Origin of the sequence: Haloferax gibbonsii ATCC 33959 (genome assembly GCF_000336775.1) — an archaeon.
GTDB lineage: Archaea > Halobacteriota > Halobacteria > Halobacteriales > Haloferacaceae > Haloferax > Haloferax gibbonsii.
The window spans coordinates 68,054-88,834 of record NZ_AOLJ01000003.1; the positions used below are offsets into that span (position 1 = coordinate 68,054).

At 67.5% G+C, this 20,781-nt stretch carries 19 protein-coding genes; 8 read left to right on the top strand and 11 right to left on the bottom strand.

Going from position 1 to position 20,781, the window contains the following annotated elements; genetic code table 11:
* Positions 1–40 precede the first annotated feature (40 nt).
* Positions 41–1,099, bottom strand: coding sequence for a biotin synthase BioB (gene bioB, locus C454_RS00835; RefSeq protein WP_004971583.1), 1,059 nt, complete (start codon positions 1,097–1,099; stop codon positions 41–43).
* Positions 1,100–1,239: 140 nt separating this feature from the next.
* Here bioB and C454_RS00840 point away from each other — a divergent pair, with 140 nt between their 5' ends.
* The 3 genes from C454_RS00840 (at position 1,240) to C454_RS00850 (ending at position 4,722) form a co-directional block, all read left to right on the top strand.
* Positions 1,240–3,372, top strand: a complete 2,133-nt coding sequence (locus tag C454_RS00840) for a beta-glucosidase family protein (RefSeq protein ID WP_004971585.1) — start codon at positions 1,240–1,242, stop codon at positions 3,370–3,372.
* A 205-nt stretch (positions 3,373–3,577) separates the two neighbouring features.
* Positions 3,578–4,198, top strand: coding sequence for a phage tail protein (locus C454_RS00845; protein ID WP_004971587.1), 621 nt, complete (start codon positions 3,578–3,580; stop codon positions 4,196–4,198).
* On the top strand, positions 4,195–4,722 hold the full coding sequence (locus tag C454_RS00850) for a phage tail protein (protein WP_004971588.1): 528 nt from the start codon (positions 4,195–4,197) through the stop codon (positions 4,720–4,722). The genes C454_RS00845 and C454_RS00850 overlap by 4 nt, the downstream gene beginning before the upstream one ends.
* 22 nt (positions 4,723–4,744) lie before the next feature.
* Here C454_RS00850 and C454_RS00855 read toward each other — a convergent pair whose 3' ends face one another.
* The gene (locus C454_RS00855; RefSeq protein WP_004971590.1) at positions 4,745–4,942 is read right to left on the bottom strand and encodes a hypothetical protein; all 198 of its coding nucleotides are present in this window, start codon (positions 4,940–4,942) and stop codon (positions 4,745–4,747) included.
* Positions 4,943–5,094: 152 nt separating this feature from the next.
* On the opposite strand from C454_RS00855, the gene C454_RS00860 reads away from it, so the two are divergent.
* A complete protein-coding gene (locus C454_RS00860; protein WP_004971593.1) occupies positions 5,095–5,589 on the top strand; it encodes a TRAM domain-containing protein in 495 nt (164 codons plus the stop codon).
* A gap of 848 nt (positions 5,590–6,437) precedes the next feature.
* Here C454_RS00860 and C454_RS00870 read toward each other — a convergent pair.
* The 8 genes from C454_RS00870 to C454_RS00905 form a co-directional block, all read right to left on the bottom strand.
* Positions 6,438–7,466: a transcription initiation factor IIB gene (locus tag C454_RS00870; RefSeq protein WP_004971598.1), complete on the bottom strand. Its 1,029-nt coding sequence runs from the start codon at positions 7,464–7,466 to the stop codon at positions 6,438–6,440.
* 101 nt (positions 7,467–7,567) lie between these two features.
* On the bottom strand, positions 7,568–8,740 hold the full coding sequence (locus tag C454_RS00875; RefSeq protein ID WP_004971600.1) for an ABC transporter permease: 1,173 nt from the start codon (positions 8,738–8,740) through the stop codon (positions 7,568–7,570).
* A 22-nt stretch (positions 8,741–8,762) separates the two neighbouring features.
* On the bottom strand, positions 8,763–9,959 hold the full coding sequence (locus C454_RS00880) for an ABC transporter permease (RefSeq protein WP_004971603.1): 1,197 nt from the start codon (positions 9,957–9,959) through the stop codon (positions 8,763–8,765).
* A gap of 49 nt (positions 9,960–10,008) precedes the next feature.
* Positions 10,009–10,800 carry an ABC transporter ATP-binding protein gene (locus C454_RS00885; protein WP_004971605.1) on the bottom strand — a complete coding sequence of 264 codons (792 nt, stop codon included), beginning with the start codon at positions 10,798–10,800 and terminating at the stop codon, positions 10,009–10,011.
* A 6-nt stretch (positions 10,801–10,806) separates the two neighbouring features.
* Entirely contained in the window at positions 10,807–11,991 is a 1,185-nt protein-coding gene (locus C454_RS00890) for a COG1361 family protein (protein WP_004971607.1), read from the bottom strand.
* Positions 11,992–12,223: 232 nt separating this feature from the next.
* Entirely contained in the window at positions 12,224–12,529 is a 306-nt protein-coding gene (locus tag C454_RS00895; RefSeq protein ID WP_004971609.1) for an SUI1 family translation initiation factor, read from the bottom strand.
* A gap of 97 nt (positions 12,530–12,626) precedes the next feature.
* Positions 12,627–13,400 carry a helix-turn-helix domain-containing protein gene (locus C454_RS00900; protein ID WP_004971611.1) on the bottom strand — a complete coding sequence of 258 codons (774 nt, stop codon included), beginning with the start codon at positions 13,398–13,400 and terminating at the stop codon, positions 12,627–12,629.
* A 124-nt stretch (positions 13,401–13,524) separates the two neighbouring features.
* Positions 13,525–15,102, bottom strand: coding sequence for a helix-turn-helix transcriptional regulator (locus C454_RS00905; RefSeq protein ID WP_004971613.1), 1,578 nt, complete (start codon positions 15,100–15,102; stop codon positions 13,525–13,527).
* 443 nt (positions 15,103–15,545) lie between these two features.
* Here C454_RS00905 and C454_RS00910 point away from each other — a divergent pair, with 443 nt between their 5' ends.
* From C454_RS00910 to C454_RS20600, 3 genes are all read left to right on the top strand, one after another.
* Positions 15,546–15,917 carry a hypothetical protein gene (locus C454_RS00910; RefSeq protein ID WP_004971614.1) on the top strand — a complete coding sequence of 124 codons (372 nt, stop codon included), beginning with the start codon at positions 15,546–15,548 and terminating at the stop codon, positions 15,915–15,917.
* Positions 15,918–16,290: 373 nt separating this feature from the next.
* A complete protein-coding gene (locus C454_RS00915) occupies positions 16,291–16,908 on the top strand; it encodes a class I SAM-dependent methyltransferase (RefSeq protein ID WP_004971616.1) in 618 nt (205 codons plus the stop codon).
* A gap of 117 nt (positions 16,909–17,025) precedes the next feature.
* Positions 17,026–17,187 (top strand): hypothetical protein, encoded by a 162-nt coding sequence (locus C454_RS20600; RefSeq protein ID WP_004971617.1) that lies wholly within the window; start codon positions 17,026–17,028, stop codon positions 17,185–17,187.
* 96 nt (positions 17,188–17,283) lie between these two features.
* Here the strand turns inward: C454_RS20600 and C454_RS00920 are convergent, their stop codons facing one another.
* The gene (locus C454_RS00920) at positions 17,284–18,285 is read right to left on the bottom strand and encodes an outer membrane protein assembly factor BamB family protein (RefSeq protein WP_004971619.1); all 1,002 of its coding nucleotides are present in this window, start codon (positions 18,283–18,285) and stop codon (positions 17,284–17,286) included.
* Positions 18,286–18,729: 444 nt separating this feature from the next.
* Between C454_RS00920 and C454_RS00925 the strand changes: the two genes are divergently transcribed.
* Positions 18,730–20,748, top strand: a complete 2,019-nt coding sequence (locus tag C454_RS00925; RefSeq protein ID WP_152421505.1) for a histidine kinase N-terminal 7TM domain-containing protein — start codon at positions 18,730–18,732, stop codon at positions 20,746–20,748.
* Positions 20,749–20,781 lie beyond the last annotated feature (33 nt).

A 20,781-nucleotide genomic window follows, 5' to 3' on the forward strand; every position in this document is an offset into this window, starting at 1 on the left:
CAGCCCGGCAGTTTGGCGATTCGGCGGTTCGTCCGCCCCCTCAGTCGTCTCCCGACTCCCGGCGCTTGACTGTCTCCGGGTCGAAGTCGTTGACCGCGCGGTTCGGTTCGAGGCCCGCCCGCTCGACCACTTCGATGTCGGCCGCCGGCGATTGCCCGTCGGTCGTGAGGTAGTCGCCGGTGAGGATGCCGTCCGCCCCGGCCTCGAACGGCAGGTGTTGCTCGTCGGGCGCGAGGTTGACCTCTCGCCCGCCGGTCAAGCGGACGCGCGCGTCGGGGTGGAGCAGTCGGTAGACCGCGACGGTCTTGACGAGTTCCGTCGTCGTGATGTCGGCGTGGTCGGCGTCGCCGAGCGGCGTCCCGGAGACGGGATTGAGCACGTTCACCGGGAGCGATTCGACGCCGACTTTCTGGAGTTCGATAGCGGCGTCGACGCGGTCGGCCGGCGTCTCGCCCATCCCGAGGATGACGCCGGCACAGAGGTCCATCCCCGCGTCTTTGGCCCGGCGGAGCGTCACGAGTCGGTCCTCGAAGTCGTGGGTCCCGACCACCTCGTCGAAGTACCGCGGCGAGGTTTCGATGTTGTGGTTGTAGTGATTCACGCCCTCGTCGGCGAGGATTCGCGCTTCCTCCTCGGTGAGCAGGCCGAGCGAGGCGTCGACTTCGACGCTCGTCTCGTCGCGGACGAGTCGAATCGCCTCCAGCACCTCCGCCCACTCGTCGGGCCGGCGTTCCTTCGAGACGCCCTTCTCGGCGACGACGATGCCGAACCGCTGTGCGCCGTCGCGTTCGGCCCGCCGCGCGGCGTCCAACACCGCCTCCGGCCCGAGAAAGCCGTGCGTTTCGACGCCGGTGTCGAAGTGCGCCGACTGCGCGCAGAAGCCGCAGTCCTCGGCGCAGTCGCCGGCCTTCGCGTTGACGATGGAGCAGGCGTCGACGGTCCCGTCGGAGCGGACGGAACGGACGTAGTCGGCCCCCGCCGCGAGGGGCTCGACCGGCTGCGCGATGAGCGCTACCCCGTCGGTCCGGTCGAGTTCCTCGCCGCCGAGCACTCGCCGCACCGCGTCGTCGACAGTCGGGTTCCCAGTCTCGTAAACCATATCTTATTTCTAAGTTGACGAGTTCAAAAACCCGTTGCCTCGTCGACATTCACCCCCCGGTCGTCGGCTCCCCGACGAGGTGCCTGCCCCGCTGGCATCATAACACTATTCGAGCCACTGACGAAACTCGTACTAGTTCTATGGCTCTCTCGGACACCGACGTCGCCGACGTGGTCGACTCGCTCTCCCTCGACGAGAAGTGCTCGCTCGTTTACGGTGCGGTCGACCCCGAGGGGACGGCGACGGGCTACGTCCCCGGCGTCCCCCGACTCGACATCCCCGAACTTCGCCTCGCCGACGGGCCGCTCGGGATTCGCATCCCCGGTCGCTCGTCGACCGCGTTTCCGGCTTCCATCGCCGTGGCGTCGACGTTCGACCCCGAACTCGCGCGGCGACAGGGCGTCGCGATGGCCCGCGAGGCCAAAGCCAGCGGCCAGCACGCGGTTCTCGGCCCCGGACTGAACCTCGTTCGCGTCCCCAACTGCGGGCGCAACTTCGAGTACTACTCCGAGGACCCGGTCGTGACGGCCGATTTCGCCGCCGCGGCCGTGGAGGGACTCCAGTCGGAGGACGTCATCGCCACGCCGAAGCACTACGTCGCCAACAACCAGGAGACGAAGCGACTCGTCGTCAGCGCCGAGGTCGGCGAGCGGGCGCTCCGAGAGCTCTATCTCCCCGGGTTCGAGGCGGCCGTCGAGGCGGGCGCGGGCTCGGTCATGACCGCGTACAACCGCGTCAACGGGACGCACATGAGCGACCACCGGCGGCTCGTCACCGAGGTACTGAAAGACGAGTGGGGCTTCGACGGCTACGTCGTCTCCGACTGGTTCGGCACCGCGAGCGCCGTCGGCGCGGCCACCGCCGGCCTCGACCTCGAAATGCCGGGCATCTCGCTCGAAGCGCTCCACGAGGCGTTCGGGATCGACCCCGACACCGAGATGCTTGAGGAGGGAGACGACGAGAGCATCCCGGCCGGCGAGACCACGACGCCCAAGTTCGCGACCGAACTGAAATCCGCGGTCGAGTCCGGCGCGGTCCCGGCCGACCGCCTCGACGACATGGTCGCGAGAATCCTCGGGCAGATGGCCCGCATCGGCCTCTTCGACGGCGAGTGGGGCGACGGCGGCGCGCTCGACACGCCCGACCACCGCGACCTCGCCGAGACGCTCGCCGCCCGCGGGACCGTCCTCCTGAAGAACGACGACGGGGCGCTCCCGCTCTCTGACGACGCCGACGTCGCGCTCGTCGGCCCCGGCGTCGCGGAGGCGATGCTCGGCGGCGGCGGCTCCTCCGAAGTCACCCCCGCCCGCGAGGTCTCGGCGCTCGAAGGAATCCGCGCCCGAACCGACGGCGCGGTCGCGTTCGAACCCGGCGTCGAACGCGTCGTCACGCCTTCGTTCTTCGACGACGAGAGCGCGGACGCCGCGGGTGACACCGACGACTTCCCCGGCGGGAAGACGCCCGACATCGACGCGGCGGCCGACTGCGCCCGCGAGGCCGACGTCGCGGTCGTCGTCGTCAGGGACGCGACCACGGAGGGCGCGGACCGCGAGACGCTCCGACTCCCCGGCGGACAGGACGAACTCGTCGAGGCCGTCGCCGACGCCGCCGACCGAACCGTCGTCGTCGTCCAGTCCGGCGGCCCGGTCGAACTGCCGTGGCGCGACTCGGTCGACGCCGTCGTCGAGTCGTGGTACCCCGGACAGGCCGACGGCGACGCGCTTGCGTCGGTCCTCTACGGTGACGCCGACCCCTCGGGCCGTCTCCCGGTCACGTTCGCACCCGAGGACTCGTACCCCACGAACGCCGAGGAACGATTCCCGGGCGTCGACGACGAGGCGCGGTACGACGAGGGCGTCTTCGTCGGCTACCGGCACTTCGACGCCGCTGGCTCGGACGGCGAGCCGACCTACCCCTTCGGCCACGGGCTCTCGTATGCGACCTTCGAGTACGGCGAGGCGGAGGTGCGCGGCGACGACGCGGTCGCGGTCGAGGTGACGAACGCGTCCGACCGCGACGGGAGAGAGGTCGTGCAGGCGTACGTCCGGCCGCCGACCGTCGCGGGCGTCGAGCGCCCGACGCGAGAACTCGCCGGCTACGCGGCCGTCGAACTCGCCGCCGACGTGACCGAGACGGTCGAACTCTCGCTGTCCGAGCACGCGTTCCGCAGATACGACGACTCCGAAGGGTGGACCGTCGATGCGGGTGAGTACGTCGTGGAGGTCGGTCGCTCGTCCCGCGATGTCCGAGCCGAGACGACGGTGTCGCGGTAGGCCGTCGGCACTCGGCGGCGAACTCCCGTGGAGCGTTCGTCCCCGTTGAGTGGCTCTTGTGCGCTGTCCCGTGGGTTTTCGCACGTAGGGTACACGTTCATTAGCCGCCCCCACGAGTCTCGATTGCTATGTTCTCACGTGCCAATACCTTGCGGACCGCCGCGGCCCGGTCGTCGGCGCTCGTTTTCCTCGGAGGTCGCTGACGATGGCCACTCGGACAGACCCGTACCGACAGCTACGGTTCATCCTCGAAATTGGTGGACTCGTGACCTCCGGCTTCAGCCGCTGTGACCTCCCGTCGGCGACCTCCGCGGTCGTCGAGTACCGCGAGGGGGTGGACCCGCCGACGCCGCGGAAACTCCCCGGTCTGAACGAGTACGGGCCGCTCGTGCTCGAAGTCGGTGTGACCGACCGGTCGCTCGAACTGTCCGAGTGGCGGACGCTCGTCGAGCAGGGCAAGATGGCCGAAGCCCGGCGCGACGCCGCGGTCGTGCTGCTGGACGCGACCGGGAACCCCGCCGCTCGCTGGGTTTTCCGCGAGGCGTGGCCCTCGCGGTACGACGCGCCCCGGTTGGACGCGATGACCTCCGAAGTCGCCGTCGAGCGCCTCGTCGTCGTCCACGAGGGGTTCGCTCGCATCGCGGTCGAAACCGGTGACGACGAGGACGAAGAGAGTGAGAGCGACGGCGGTACCGAGAGCGACGGCAGCTCGACCCCGTCGCTCCCGGACCTCGACTTCCCGGTCGGCGAGGGACTGCCGCAGGGAATCGACGAACCGCGACTGAAGACGAGCCGCGCCGGCGACGAGGGGCCCGACGAGACGTGACCGCGGCCGAGTCGAACCCCTACGGCGCACACCGCTTTCGGGTTCGGTGCGACGCGCTCCCGAAACTGGGGTTCTCGGAGGTGCGCGGGCTCTCGGTGGCGGTCGAGCAGCCGACCAGTGGTGAGCCGCGGTCCGAATCGCCGCCGTCCGAGACCGACCGCCTCGACCGCCGGGGCCGACACCCGCGGAAGCGACCGACTCCGCGACCGCGGCCACGGTCGCCGCCGAACCGAGCGACCAGTTCACCGCCGCTCGAACTCTGCCGAGGCGTCACCGACGACCGGTCGCTGTGGGCGTGGTTCCGAGCCTGGGTCGACGGCGAGACGACCCCGCAGGACGTTCGCATCTGCCTGCTCGATGCGACCGGCGAGCCGGTTCGCGGGTGGGTCTGCCGGGCGGCGACGCCGGTCAGGTGGACCGGGCCGCACCTCGTCGCCGACGCGGCCGCCGTGGCGACGGAGTCGCTCGAACTGACCCACGAGGGAATCGACGCCCTCGCCGACCTCGACGAGTGCGCCGACTGAACTGGCGGGCTCGCGCGCCGGCTCACGGAGCGGCGTCGCTCGGCTCCATAGCCGTCTGCTCGTCGTCGGACGCCAGCATCGCCTCGTGCTTGCCGCGGTAGTACAGCCACCCGAAGACGAGCAGCGTCAGTGGAAAGAACACGAGGGCGACGAGCGCGGCCGGCGGGAACAGGACGAACAGCGCGAACGTCTGCCACGAAACGAGCGTGTCGCGTGCCATACTCGAAATTCAAACCACGTTGTCATGTGTCTTCGGGCGCGCCCGAGGTCCGTCACAAGCCGGGTCTCGGTCGGTTCCACTGGTCTCTGTTGCCCGATACGAGTGCGGTATTTTCACCACCTTTTATTTGGTTTGACGCGAAGTAGGGGGAAGTGACTGATATCTCAGATTCTCTTCGGCTCCTTTTCGAGACTTCGGTCGAGCGAGACGGCGACCGTTACGTGGTGTCGATTCCGAGCGAACTCGTCGAAAGCGGGTCGATTTCGACGGAGGAACTGTACCGCGTCGCGCTGTTGACGAGTCCGGGCACCGCGTCGACGGCCGAGGTTTCGGCCGAACCGACGGCAGCGAAGACGACCGACGGCCGCGGCATCAGTTCGGACGGCGAGCGGGAACCGGAGGCCTCGGCGTCGGATTCCCGCGAGGCGCGTTCACAGCCGCGAAAACCGCCCGTCGCGGAGGGCGACGTCCGAGCCGTCATCATCGACACGCTCGGCGACCAGGGCGACGGCATCGCGAAGGTCGAACGCGGATTCGTCATCATCGTCCCCGGCACGGAGCCCGGCGACCGCGTCGAGGTCGAAATCACCGACGTGAAACAGACCGTCGCGTTCGCGGAACCGGTCGACGGCGCGGGCGCCAACTGACCCGTCGAGACCGACCGCGGCTTTCGCCCCGCGACGTTGGCATATTCCAACCGGGCTCCCATTAGGTTCTGAGCCGTAGCCGTCGGTACCGCCACATGTCCGAACGAACGCTCCGTCACGCCTCTTCTCCACGTGACGACACACGAACCGAGTCCCCCCGAGCCGACCGCCCGGCGTTCGAATCGAGCGGCGACGCCGACGCCGACGCTGACGGCGGCCCAGACGCGCGGGCGCAGTCGACGCCCGCGAACCGATGGCGCTCGACCGTCCGACAGGGAATCGCGCTGTGGGCGCTCATCGCGGTCGGCTGGGNTGTGACGACACACGAACCGAGTCCCCCCGAGCCGACCGCCCGGCGTTCGAATCGAGCGCGAGCGGCGACGCCGACGCCGACGCTGACGGCGGCCCAGACGCGCGGGCGCAGTCGACGCCCGCGAACCGATGGCGCTCGACCGTCCGACAGGGAATCGCGCTGTGGGCGCTCATCGCGGTCGGCTGGGTGATTCTCCCTGCCGACCACCCGGTGCAGATTGCTATCGCCGTCAGCGGCGTATACGCCTCGTTTCTCCTGCCGACGGCGCTCTACTTCGACTTCCGAGAGCGACGCGCCGAGTCGAACGCCGTAACCTTCCGTGAGGTCGCACGCGCGTTCGCCGCCCGCGCCCGCTGCGCCCTGCCGGGACGTCGCGGTGCGACTCGCTCGTCGTGTCCGTGCAATCGCTGACGGGTCCGAGAACGTTACCGCGTCCTCGCGGTCGAGCCCCAACGGTCCGAACGCGCCGGCTGAAAACGAACCGGACCGAATCGAATCGAAGAGAAAAGCGGCTTTTAGCGCCCGAAACTCCGCGTTACGCGGTCGAACCCACGGTCATCTCGCCCGACTTCTGGGTCGCTTCGAGGAGCTCGCGGTAGCGGTTCCTGATGGTCACCTCGCTGATGTCGGTCACGTCGCTCACCTCGGACTGCGTCAGTTCCTCGTCGGCGAGCAGTCCGCCGGCGTAGATGGCCGCCGCCGCGAGGCCGACGGGGCTCTTGCCGCTGTGGATGCCCTGTCGCTTCGCGTTGTCGAGGAGCGACCGAGCGCGGCGCTCCACGTCGTCGGTCACGTCGAGTTCGGAGACGAACCGCGGGAGGTACTGCGCCGGGTCCGCCGGCTTCATGTCCAGGCCCAGTTCGCGGGAGACGTAGCGGTACGTCCGCGTGAGCTCCATCTTGTCGACGCGGGAGACGCGCCGGACCTCGTCGAGGGAGCGCGGAACGCCGGCCTGTCGGGCCGCGGCGTAGATGGCGGCCGTGGCGACGCCCTCGATGGAGCGGCCGGGGAGCAGGTCGTCGTCGAGCGCGCGGCGGTAGATGACCGAGGCGGTCTCGCGGACGGTGTCCGGAAGCCCGAGCGCCGAGCCCATCCGCTCGACCTCACCGAGCGCCTGCTTGAGATTGCGCTCCTTCGAATCTCGGGTGCGGAACCGCTCGTTCCACGTGCGCAGTCGCTGCATCTTCTGGCGCTGTCCCGACGACAGGGAGTTGCCGTAGGCGTCTTTGTTCTGCCAGCCGATGTTGGTCGACAGCCCCTTGTCGTGCATCATGTTCGTCGTCGGCGACCCGACGCGGGACTTCTGGTCGCGCTCCGCGGCGTCGAACGCGCGCCACTCCGGGCCGCGGTCGATTTCGTCCTCGCGGAGGATTTCGCCCGTCTCGGGGTCGACCCACTCGCCGTGTTGCTCGTCGTAGACGAGGTCGGTCCGGTCTGCGACCGCCGCCTCGGACGACTCGGCCTCGTCTTCGTCGCGCTCGTCGCCGGACCGTCGGGCCTCTGGCTCCGCCGTCGGTGCCGACTCGTCCCGCATCGAACGCCAGTCGACGTGTTTCGTGTCCATTGAGTATCGGTCTATTCCGTATCGAGGGTAATGGGCCCTCGGTTGGAATGTGCCAAACACCGTCGATTCGAGGCACTGCGGCCGGAAACGATTCCGACCGCTCAGCCCCGGAGCGCGTCGATAGGCCGCTCGTTCGCCGCCCGCCATGCGGGGTACGCGCCGGCGAGCAGGCTGGTCAGGATGCCGAACCCGACCGCCCCGGCCAAGTACAGGAGCGCCGACTGCGTGAAGGCGAAGGGGTCGCCGAGGAACAGCGCGTTCGCCACCATCGCCACGACAACGGCGATGGCGAGTCCGACCGCCGAGCCGAGCGCGCCCAGAAGCACCGCCTCGACGAGGAGAATCCGGACGATATCGACCTTGCCGTAGCCGACCGCCCGCAGGACGCCGATCTCCTCGCGGCGCTTGATGACGGCCATCAGCATCGTGTTCGCAATCGAGACGCCGGCGACGAGAAGCGAGATGGAGCCGAGGCCCGCGAGGAACGCGTTGATACCGTTCACGAGCGTCTTGAGCAGGCGGACGAGCGAGGTGAGTTCGAACACCAACAGCCTGTCTTTCCGGTCGTTGAAGCGGTCCCGGAGCGCCTCGGCGACGGCTTCGGCCCTGTCCGTCGACTCCGTCATCACCTCGACACGGCTGTACTGTCGGTCCCCGGTCTCCTCGATGGGGAGGAACAGCCCGCCCCCTCCGAACGACTGGCTCTCGACGAGTACCGCGACGACGCGGTAGGTGTGTTCGGTCTCGACGGTTCCGCTCGCCGTCTCCGTCTCGGAGACGAGTTTGAGGCGCTCGCCGAGTTCGACGCCGCGGTCGGCCGCGAACTCGTGGGAGACGACGACGCTCTGCCGCCAGTTGTCGGGGATTCCGCCCCGTTCGACCTCGTGTAACTGTCTGGGGTCGTCGATGTAGGTGACTGACACCCCGTCGCGGGTGCCGTCGCTCGTTATCAGCTCCATGCTGCCGGGTTCCGTCGCCACGACCGCGGCCGCCCCGACCGTCTCGTCTATCGCTTTGACGTCCTCTCTGTCGAAGTGCGACGCTTCCATGTCGGCCCCCGGCGAGACGTAGACGCTCGTCGCGCCCTGGGCTTGGATGCTCTGCAGTTGGCTCTGCTTGAACGCCGCGCCGCCCGCGCCGATTGCGCCGATTGCGACGACGCCGATGAGTATCGAGGCCGCCGCGAGTATCGACCGGACCTTCGCCCGCGAGATGTTCCGACGGGCGATGACGAGCCGCGGGAACCGCCCGGCGATTCGGTGGCGCAGGCTCATCGTCTCTCGCCCCACGTTCGCGTCATTCTAACGCCTCCACGGGCCGCTTGTTCGCGGATTTCCACGCGGGGTAGACGCCGGCGAAAAGCGACGTGAGGACGCCGAACAGCGCCCCGAGACCGACGTATCGAAGCCCCGCGGCCGTGAACGCCAGCGGGTCCCCGACGAGGAACTGGTTGAGCCCCATCCCGATGCCGAGCGCGAGCGGGACGCCGATTGCGGCACCGACGAGCCCGAGGATGGTCGCCTCGGCGAGAAGCAGGCTCACGACCGCCCGCTTGGGATAGCCGACCGCCCGCATGACGCCGATTTCGCGCTCGCGCTCTATCGCCGTCATCAACATCGTGTTCGCGATGGTGACCGCGGCGACGAGGAGCGAAATCGAGCCGACGCCGATGAGGAACTGGTTTATCATCTCGAACGTCTGCCCGAAGCGCTCCCGCTGTTCTTGGACCTCCGAGACGGCGATGGTCCGCCGCCGGGTGTTGAACTCCGTTTCGAGGCTCTCGGCCGCCTCGTCTATCGACGCCGTCTGCGGGTCGACTCTGACGATGACCGAACCGTACTCCGACTCGGAGTCTTCGAGCTGGCTGAGGCGGTCGAACGGGAGGAACACCGAGCGGTCGGCCTGTAGCTGGTCGGCGAACCCCTGCGGTTCGAGCACCGCAGCGACGCGGAACGTCCGCTCGAAGCTCCCGTTTATCGTCACCGTCAGCTGGTCGCCCGTCTCCACGTCGTTGTTGTCGGCGAACCGGGAGCCGACGACGACCTGCTGTCGCCAGCTATCGGGTATCGACCCCGATTGCGCCTCGTAGAACGTCCCGAGGGCCGCCAGTCCCTTCACCTGCGCCGAGGGGGAGGTCTCTCCCGACGACGTGCGGACGACGGTGTCCCAGCGCTGGATGACGGGGTGTACCGTCGCGCCCGAGGTCACCTGTCGCATTCGACTGACGTCCTTGTCCGAGATGCCGCCGACGATGTCTCCGTCGTCGTTCTGGTAGTAGACGGGGCTGACGGTGGCGGTCCCGCCGAACCCCTCGTACGCCTCCATCTGGTCCTGTTTGAACGCCTCGCCGCCCGCGCCGATGGTCCCGATGGCGACGACGCCGATGACGATGGCGACGACGGCCAGCGTGGTTCGCGCGCTGGCGCGCGACAGGTTCCGGCGGGCCAGTACGACCGTCGGGAACCGGGCGGTCACCCGGCGGAGCCAACTCACGGGGACGCACCTCGAACAAGAACGGCTCGCGGCCGCCGCTTCGAGACGCTCACGCTCCGTGCCCCCCGTCAGCAGCCGTCTCGCCCGCGTCCTCGATGACGCCGTCGACGAGGTTCACCACGCGGTCGGCCTCCTCGGCGACGTAGGCGTCGTGGGTGACCGTGACGATGGCCACGTCCTCCTCGGCTCGGAGTTCGTCGAACAGGGCGAGAATTTCGTCGCCGGTGTCGCGGTCGAGGTTCCCCGTCGGCTCGTCGGCCAACAGGAGCGCGGGGTCGTTGATGAGCGACCGCGCGATGGCGACGCGCTGTTTCTGTCCCCCCGACAGCTCGTCGGGGTAGTGGTCGAGCCGGTCGCCGAGACCGACCCGCCGAAGCAGTGTTTTCGCTCGCTCGCGCGTCTTCACCGGGGTCTTGTCGAGCATCCGCGGCATCTCGACGTTCTCCAGCGCCGTCAGCGTCGGAATCAGGTAGAAGCTCTGGAACACGAAGCCGATGGCGCGCTTCCGCTTTCGGGTTCGGTCCGCGTCGGAGAACGTCGACACGTCCTGTCCCCGAAGGCTGACCGCGCCGTCGGTCGGCACGTCGAGGAGGCCCAGCAGGTTGAGGAGCGTGGACTTCCCGCTCCCCGAGGGGCCGACGATGGCGACGAAATCGGACGGCGCGATGCCGAAATCGATGCCTTTCAGCGCCCGGACGGTCTGGGTCCCCGTCTGGTACTCCTTCGTGACGTCTTCGCCGCGGAGTATCAGGTCGCCGCCGCCCGCGGCGTCACCCGGTCGGTCCCCGCGGGCGGTCTCCGTCGGCTTCGCCCCCTCGGAGTCGGAGGTTTCCCATGTCATCTGTCGTCAGCTCCGCCAGCGATAGACGACCGCACCCACGAGGAGGACCGCGGCGGCGCCGCCCACCGGGAGGAGCGGGAACCCGCCGGACCCCGAGTCCGGCACGGGGCGACGCATCATCTGACGGTCGACGCTGACCGACGTGGTGACCGACTTCTCGACGCCGCCGACGCTGTACCGAACCTCGACGGGAACCGAAGAGACGTTGCCCTGTGCGGCGGTTCGGAGGGTGAACGACGAGAAGTCGCTCCCGTCGATGCTCCCGATGAAGTAGTTGCTTCGCTCGACGCTCGACGAGTCCGCGACGGAGACGACGACTCCCTCGACGGCGTCAGAGCCGACGTTCCCGGCGGTCGCCGAGATTTCGAGCGCGCCCCCGGCCTGCGTCGCCTGCACGTCGGTCAGGATGACCTGTCCGGGGTTCGTCGGAGAGCTAAACGCGGGGAGATACGTGCGGGTGAGTTCGTGTTTCTCGCCGCGGTTCGAGTACTGGAGCGTCACGTTCACCGGGTACGACCCGGCCTCGTCGACCCGCGCGGGGAAGGTGAACGTCGTGGCGTTGCCCGCCTCCAGCCGCGGATTCACGCGCTCGGTGACGCTGAAGTTCACCTCCGACGACGAGGAGACGACCCGCAGTTGTCGAATGTCCTCGGTGAGTCCGTTCGAGACGGTGACGTTCACGGAGCGAGTGGCACCGGGAACGGCCTCCTCGGTCGAGAGCTCGATCTGCGGGCGGGAGACCTCCTTCACGTCGACGGTCACCGGGTACCGAACCCGGACGTGCGAGCCGTCGTTCTGTCTGCCGACGAGCACGACGCGGAGGTTTTTCGACCCGGGCTCGTCGAACGAGACGGCGACCGGGATGGTGATGCTCGACCCGATGGTTATCGTTCCCACGTCTTCGATGCGCGCGATGTCGGTGGGGCTTCCCTGTCGGCGGACGTAGACGTCGGTGACGTCGACGACGCTCGGGCTGTTCTCGCCGTTCCGAATCGTCACTTCGAGGTCGGTCTGTTCGCCGGGCGTCGGCTCCGCCGGCGCGACCGCCACGTCGGAGATTCCGATGTGCGCCTCGGCCGCCTTCGCCGGCCCCGTCGCCAGCGGAACCGTGACCGCAGAGAGCACGACGACCGCGACGAAGAGCCACGAGAGAACCGAGCCGACGCCGTCGTTCGGTTCCCGCGGACTCATCCGTTTCTCCTCACACGATAATGTTGTTTTGTTGCCACCATTGGCTAGTCGGACTGACCAGCCCCACATAAGTTCCTTGGTTTACATGTCTGTTGCCGAACCAGTCTTCCTGCTGGGTTGACACTCGGTCGCTTCCCGAGAAAAACGCGGCCGGGGTGGCGCGAGGTGAGGTGCAGTGAGGTGCAGTAAGGTCAGGTAAGGTGGTGGCGACTTCGACGGGCGACGCTCGGAATCAGGTCTCGACGCCGAAGCCCTCGTCGCGGAGCGCGGCTTCGAGGCGCTCGCCGTGTTCGCCCTGTAGCTCGATGCGCCCGTCGTCGGTCACGGTCCCGCCGACCGCGAGCCGTCGCTTCAGGGTCGACGCGAGGGCGTCCAGTTCGTCGGTCGGGAGGTCGAGGCCGTCGACCACCGTCACGGGCTTACCGTACCGTCGGGTGTCGACGCGAATCGACGCGCGCTGGTCCGCCCGCGCGAGGTCGTCGCCGATTCCGAGGTCGTCCGGCAGGCCGGTGATGTCGCTGAAAGTGTCCTTTCCCACGTATTCGAGTACGCGTCCGCGGCGTATCAGGGTGTGGTTGGAATGTTCCAACTCCTCTGTGAGCGCGTCCCGCGAGGTGGTCGCCCCGATTCGTCGGTCACGCGCTCGCTTCGAGCTTTTCGGGGTCGACGCGCTCTTCGACCTCGGTGCCGAGCGTGCCGGTGACGAACTGCCGGGCCAGCCACGCCTCGGCGCGGGTCAGGCGGTACTGGAGCGTCGAGTTCGGGATGTCGAGTTCCTCGGAAATCTCTTGGACGGTGTGCTGGCGCGGCGTCTCGTAGTAGCCGAACTCGACGGCGGCTTCGAGCGCCGCCTGCTGTTCCGGTGGGAGGCCGTCGGCGGAGACGCCCTCTTCGAGCCAGCATTCGGGTTCGCTGATGCGCTGGACGCTCAGCGAGAGGCCGTCGCTGAGGCTGTCTTTGACCTCCTCGTAAATCTCGCTCACCGTGTCGTCGTCGGAGATGAGCAGTCGCCACTGGTTTTGGGCCCCTCGGCGCTCGGCCTGCATCAGGAGACCGTCGCCGATGTGCTTCGCGGCGACGTGCGGAATCGACTGAATCCCGTCGCCCTCCTCGCGGCAGGAGTAGACGATGCGCCCGTTGGGCGTCTCCGAGAGCACCTCGTAGTCCCACTCGACGACCGGCGCGCCGCACATCCCGAGGACGCCGTTGCACCGGGTGGCCTGTTCGATGACCTCGTCGAACGCTTCGAGCGCCTCCGTCGGCCCGGTGAGGCGGTCGAGTCGCCACATCGACTCGCTCGTGGCGTGTATCGCCATGGTCTTGGAGTGTAAGTCCGGGTTCTCGATGAAGAGGTCCATCACCTCGTCGGCACCCCGCTCGTACTCGACGGTGAAGACGAATTCGCGCATTGGATTCGAGGTAGTCGCCGAAGACCTATAGCCTTGGTTGGTATGTTCCAACCTCAGTTCGCCGCCCGGGACCGCGGGCTCGGGGCCCGAACTTCGGTCGCTCGCCCCGCTCAGGACTCTCGAATCAGGACTCGTCGAACGGCGACCGGGCGTGTTCGGGCACGTTCTCGGGGCGGGCGATGAGGTTCTCCCGGCCGAGGTTTATCTTGGCGACGCTGCCCTCGTCGGCCATCCGCGAGAGGACGCGGCTCACTTTCGACTTCGACCAGCCCGTTCCCTCGACGACCTTCGACTGCCGGAGTTGACCGCCGTTGTCGTCGAGGAGTTTGAGAATGCGCGTCTCGTCGTCGAGGAGTTCCTCCGGGCCGGGATAGGCGTCGGCGGTCGGCTCCGGGCGAACCGGGCCGTCGCTCCCGCCCGTTTGGACTGCGTCCGCCGCCGCCCCGTCGCGCCGGCCGCCGGTGCGGTCGGTCGCGCGCGAGCGAACGTCCGACAGCAGCGCCCGCACGTCGCTTCCGCGGACTCGCGCGCCGACGGCGACCAGGACGACCGCGACGGCCGCGACCGCGAGGACGAGTAGCCAGCCGTCGCCGCCGAGCCCCAGCGACCCGACGACCGACCCCGGCGCGGCGTTCGGGTCCGACCCCGCTTCGACCTCCGCGCCGTCTCCGCGCCCGTCGCCGTCGGTGTCGCCGCGGTTCGGGTCGGTCCCGAGGACGTTGACCTCGCGGCCGTCGTCGAGACCGTCGCCGTCGGTGTCGGCCTCGGTCGGGTTCGTCTCGTATCGGTTGACTTCGGGGCCGTCTTCGAGTCCGTCGCCGTCGGTGTCGGCGGCGGTCGGGTCCGTCTCGTGGACGTTGACCTCGGGCCCGTCTTCGAGGCCGTCGCCGTCGGTGTCGGCCTCGGTCGGATTCGTCTCGTAATCGTTGACTTCCGCGCCGTCGTCGAGTCCGTCGCCGTCGGTGTCGGCGGTCGTCGGGTCCGTGCCGTGGGTCGTCACTTCCGCGCCGTCGTCGAGGCCGTCGCCGTCGGTGTCGGTTTCGGTCGGATTGCTCCCCTGCTCGTTGACCTCGACGCCGTCGCTGAGTTCGTCCCCGTCGGTGTCCGTGTTCGTCGGGTCGGTCTCGTAGCGGTTCACCTCCTCGCCGTCGGGCACGCCGTCGGTATCGGTGTCGGCGACGAGCACGTCCGTACCGCGGTCGAGTTCGTCCCGGTTGCCGAGGCCGTCGCCGTCGGCGTCCCCGGCCGGCGCGAGCACCGTGATGCCGTGGCTCGCCTGCGCGACCGGCTCGCCGCCCCCGCCGGGTCTGACGACGGCGGTCAAAGTTCGGTCGCCGGTCGCGTTCACCGGCCACGTCGTGAAGCCGAACTCGACGCGCCGCTCGTCGCTCGCGTTCGCCCCCGCGCTCCCGAGCGGTTCGCACGCCAACAGCATCGTCGAGCCGTCGTCGAGGTCGGTCTGTAGGCAGACCTCGTAGTCGTCGCTGTCGGATGCGACGGCCACCGAAACCGTCGACGGCTGCCACGAGGCGACGTACGTCCGGCCGTTCTCGGTCGCGACGACGCCCGCGCCGGCGTGGTCGACCGCACCCACCTCGACGCCGTCCGCCGCGGCGACGGCGACCGGTGAGAGGCCTGCCGCGACGACGAGCAACGTCGCGACGAGCGCCCACCCGACCCGCGAGACGCGTTTGACTGGCATGTGTTCGTTCCTTATCTGTCGACTCTGCTAGTGTATAATGTTTTGTTTATCTGTTCATTGGGTATTTTTGCAACTCTTTTGAAAGTCAATTTGCCGAGAATGTTCCCAAATAGTGAATTATGTGCCGGTCGTCGCGGTGCGGACGCGGCGTCGGTCTCGGCCGTCGTCGCTGAGATTCACGGGCGCGTCTCTCGCCTCTCGACGGGCCTCGGTCGCCGCTTGTCGCCGCTCGCACTCGCGCCTTGTCGTCTCTCGCCCGGTCGCCCCTCTGACGTGAGGTAACCGACGTACAGAACCGCTTTCGTCGGCGCTCGCCGCGCCGGAAAACGTTCCGTTAATCCGACTGAAACGGTCGAAACGGTCAGGCGAAACGGTTGCTCGGGAGAGAACGGTCGGGACGACTCTTCCCCATTATCATCCGCCGAGCGATACTGCTGACTGCGATGCGCGAAACCCTCACTCGACGGCAGTTCGGTGCCGGAGTCGCCGCGGCGACCGTCGCCCTCGCCGGCTGTACGGACACGGGCGGGAGCGGCGGCCCGGTGAACGGGACGAACGGTACGGACGCCGAACCCGCGGTCGGCGGCACCGAGACGACCGCAGAGACCGGTGGTGTCGAAGCGACAACCGAAGACGAGACCACGACGGAAGAAACGACGATGGAAACCACCGAGACGACGACGATGGAGACGACCGACTCGTCGCTCGACAACTCGACGACGGCGAACGAGACGGCCGAAAACGAGACCACGGCGAACGAGACATCGACGAACGAGACGACCGAAAACGAAACGACGACCGACGACTCGGCGTGACGGCCGCGGTCGACCCGATGACCCGCTGACGCCCGCGTCGCGACCGAGGCACGGCACGCTCGACTGGTACACCCGACTGCTCGTGCCCGCACCGGCGCTCACCCTCTCCAGCCCTCCACGGCACACTCGGACCCGGTCCCCCCGCGGGACATCCGAATCCCCCTGACGCACCCCCCAAACTCGGTCCCCCTGACGCAGCCCTTCGCCCGTGCCCTCCAGCACGCCTTCACCGCGCCCTCCAGCACGCCTTCACCGCGCCCTCCAGCGCACCCAACCCAGTCGGAGTCACCCGATTTTCGGAACGTCCCTCACACGTCGTACACGGCGGCGCGCACTCCGCGGAACATTTACCCGCCCGTTCGCTACTCGGGGTATGGACGCAGACGACAACCACCGCGGATGGGCCGAGCGCTCCGGCGACTTCTCGCCGGAGTACTACGCCCAAATCGGCCCGAACGAGGTCAGCGAGACGCTCGCGACCGTGTTCGAGCACTACGCGGCGGAAGACGCGTCGGTTCTCGAACTCGGCTGTAGTTCCGGTCGCCACCTCGCACACCTCCGCGACCGCGGCTACGAGGACCTCACCGGCATCGACATCAACGACGACTCCTTCGAGGTGATGGCCGAGTACTTCCCCGAACTCGTCGACACCGGCACGTTCCTCACCGGCGCAATCGAGGACCTGCTCCCCGACTTCCCCGACGACAAGTTCGACGTTATCTACTCCGTCGAGACGCTCCAGCACGTCCACCCCGACGACACGTGGGTGTTCGAGGAAATCGCCCGCGTCTCGTCGGACCTCGTGATAACCGCCGAGAACGAGGGTAACGGACCGACTCGCGGACGCTCCGGCTCGGAGGTGAGCTACGTCAACGACGACTTCCCGCTGTATCACCGCAACTGGAAAGACGAGTTCTCCGACCTCGGCCTCGCGCAGCTCCTCTGCGAACCGGGCAAGCGCGACACGGTTCGCGTCTTTCGGGTTCTCTAACACTGTCGCCGTCGCCCCCGTCTCAGCGGCCGATACCGCGCCATCGACAGCCCTCCTCTCGCTCTTGTCGCACTCACAAATTGTTTCAATGAAGCCGGCGAACTGAGCGTGCTGACCATGTACACGATGTCCAGCGACGACTTCAGCGTTCACCTGCGCGACTGCGACGAGGCCGGCTCCGGGATTCCAATCACCAGCCTCCCGGACGAAGTCACCTCTCTGGACGACCTGCCGTGTTCCTGCTGGGACGAGTTCGACTCGTTCGACGAACTCGAGTGACGGCCGGGGCGCGAGGGCATCGTTCGGTCGTGGTTTCGGACGCCGACGCACCGCGCGCTCGGCGGGGCTCGTTTTGACGGCGACGGTTCCTGTGAGTCACGAGTCCGGCGAGAGCGCCCAGAGCGTCCCCTCGACCGTCTGTGCAAACGCCTGCGTCCCGGCCGCGCCGAGGAGATAGCCGTCCGCCGAGAGCGTCGTCTCGAACGGGTGGAAAAACGACGCGCCGCGAGACCACCGAATCCGGCCCGCGCGGGTCCCGACGACGAACGCCTCGTCGGTCGAGGCGGTTCGCTCGACCGGGCTGTCGAAGCGGACTTCGTACCGCTCCGAGCCGTCCCGAACCGCGAGTTCGTACAGCGTCCCGAAGGTGTCCGACGGCGGTTCGTCCGTCCCCTCGGCGACCAGAACCGTCGAGCCCCGCTCGTGGACGCCGACCACCTGCGCGCCGGCCCCGAACGAGGTGCGCCACCGGAGCGACCCGTCGGCCGCGTCGAGCATGGCGATGTCGCCGCCGCCACCGGCGTAGACGCTATCGCCGGCCGGAATCGGCCCCACGTCGGCCCAGCCCCAGCGGTCCGGTCGCCACGCCCACCGGAGGCTCCCGTCCTCGGGGGCCATCGCGAAGACGCCCTCGTCGTCGCCGTAGTAGACCGCTCGCTCGTCGGCGAACAGTTGGTCCTGCGGGGCGACGACGACGGTGAAGCCGACGCCGTCGACCGCCGATTGTTCCCAGCGGACCGCGCCGTCGTCGGTCGCAAGCGCCGCGAGCGTCCCGTTCGCCGCGTAGAGAGTGTCGCCCGCGATGGCCATCGCAGAGCCGATGTTCCCGACGGTCTGGGACCACCGTTGATTCCCGTCCGCGGCGTCGAACGCGTAGATTCGCCCGCGGCCCGACCCGAGTCGCTCGCCCGCGTACACCGACCCGCCGTCGGCGAGCAAGCCCGTCGGCCGGCCGAAATCGATGTCCCACAGGCGCTCGCCGCTCTCTCGGTCGAACGCGACGACTCGCCCCTCGTCGATGTCGCCGTCCCGATGGCCGATGACGGCGACGACCCCGTCGGTGGTTGCCGGCGGCGAGAGGACGCTCGGTTCGGGCACGGAGGCGGACCAGTCCGTCCCGTCGGGCGACCGGAACTGTCGGAGCGACGAACAGCCGGCGAGTCCACTTGCGAGGGCGGTGCCAGCGGCGGCGAGAAACGCGCGACGCGACGAGGAGCCGGAATCGGAGGAAACACGAGATGGAGGTGACGAAGGCGAGGGCATACGTCGGCTTCTCGCAGGTCGCCGATAGGTATTGTGGGTCGGCTGATGGGGCGACGACAGGGCAGCATCCCGGCGATGCGTCTCTACAACTGGCCGAGGTCGAGCGACTCCACCGCTTCGATAACTTCTGTGGTGATTGTGTAATCTCCTCTCTGAGCATCTGAATGCGCTTATTTCCGGATTTTACAATCCATATATCATATAATATATGGAAAGCTTCTAAGTATTCAAATATAGTATTATAACTGAATAACTGTGGATACTATCGCATCCCCTCCGGTGCTTGTCCTCCTCTTGGCGGGGGCGATGTCTATCGGTATCGCAAGTATCGGGTGGAAGTTCCGCAGTGAGTTTATCGGGAAGTGGTTCATCGGCATGACGCTGAGCGCCGGGTTGTGGTCGCTGTTCGAAGCCGCATTTCTCCTCTCTCACTCACGTCCCATGTTGACCGCCTGGTACACTCTCATCTGGATAGCCTACGAGTTCACGATTTTCTTTACGGCGTTGTTCGTCTTCGAAATCGCGGGCTACGAGCAGTGGGTCTCTCGACGAACTGCGGTTTTGTTCGGGGTCTGGCCCGCGTTCACCATCGTCGGAGCGGTGACCAACGGACTGGGAGTACACTCGCTCATCTGGCACTCCTTCTCGGTCACTGGTTTCGCTGGCGGCACTTTGAGAGACGTCTCCTACGGACCCTGGTTCTGGGGTGACTTGACGTATGCCCTCCTCGTAATCGGACTCCTGATATCTCTCCTCGGTATTCACGCCGTTCGAAGCAGTCAAATATACCGAAAACAGGCACTCGTTCTACTCGTGGGAATCGCCATCCCCGCCGCCGTCGAGGTGGTTTATCTGTTGGTTCCGTTCTGGCCCACGACTCCGGTTCCGATTTCGTTCGCCGCGACTTCGGTGCTGTTCGCAATCGGGCTGTCCCGCTATCGAATCCTCGATATCGTTCCGATTGCTCGCCACCTCGTCATCGAACGGATGGCCGACCCGGTCCTCGTGGTCGACCGACAAGACAGACTCGTCGACCTGAACCCGGCCGCGAGGGCGCTGTTCTCCACCTCGCCGTCGGTGGTTGGGTCGTCGGTGCGTGAGGCGCTCGGCTCGGAGACTGCTCGTGCGCTCTGTGACGGCCGAGAACTCCGCGTCACCGACCAACACGACGAACCGCATCACTTCGAAGTGGACACCGCCACCGTAACCGACGGACGGGGAATCGTCCGGGGGACGCTCCACATCCTTCACGATATTACCGAGCGGCGCGTTCGCGAACGGTGGTTCCGCGCCCTCACGGAAAACGCGTCTGACCTCATCTTCGTGACCGACGCCGACGGGTCTATCAGTTACATGAGTGACTCTGCCAGACAGACGCTGCGCGTCGGCACCGACGCGTCCGAACCGGAAACCCTCTACGACTACCTGCATCCTGCGGACTGCGACCTCGCTCGCGAGGCGTTTGAGAGGGTTCGCGAACAGCCCACGGCGGATACCACCGTCGAGCTTCGGTTCCACAGCGCGGCCCGCGGGTGGCGCGCCTTTAGCGTCCGGTGCCGGAACCTCCTCGATGATTCGGTTGTGGGGGGTGTCGTCGTGAACGCCCACGACATCGCGGAACGGAAGAAGCACGAACAGCAACTAGAGGAGTTCGCGTCGGTCGTCTCTCACGACCTCCGAAATCCGTTGAACGTTGCGAACGGGTTCCTCGACATCGTCAAAGAGTCAGCGGGCGAACCGAACCCAGAAGATATCGAGCGCATCGAACGGGCCCACGAGAGAATGAACGAGATAATCACGGACGTTCTCGCGGTCGCTCGGGGCAGTAAGAAGGTCGAAGCACTCGAACCGGTGTCTCTCGACACGGTGGCATCGGCGGCGTGGACGAACGTCGACACCAAGTCGGGATCGCTCGAAGTCGTGGGAGACACGTCGTTCGAGGCCGACCGGACTCGGCTTCTTCAGTTGCTAGAGAACTTGTTCCGCAACGCCGTGGAACACGGCGGTGACGGGGTGACTGTCACCGTCGGCGCAACTGCCGATGGGTTCTACGTCGAGGACGACGGCCCCGGCGTCCCACCCGAAACACGTCCCAGACTCTTCGAGTCCGGCTACACGACGACCACGAACGGGACCGGCTTCGGCCTCGCAATCGTCCGCGCTGTCGCCGAAGCTCACGATTGGACGGTCGCCTACGAGGACGGCCAGACCGGTGGCGCGAGGTTCGTCGTCCGAGGCGTCCAGTCACTGCCTCGACCCGTTCGGGAGCCCAACGCGTCCTCGTCCGACGAATCGTGACCGCTGGTGGACTTCGAATCGGCGTGCGTACCG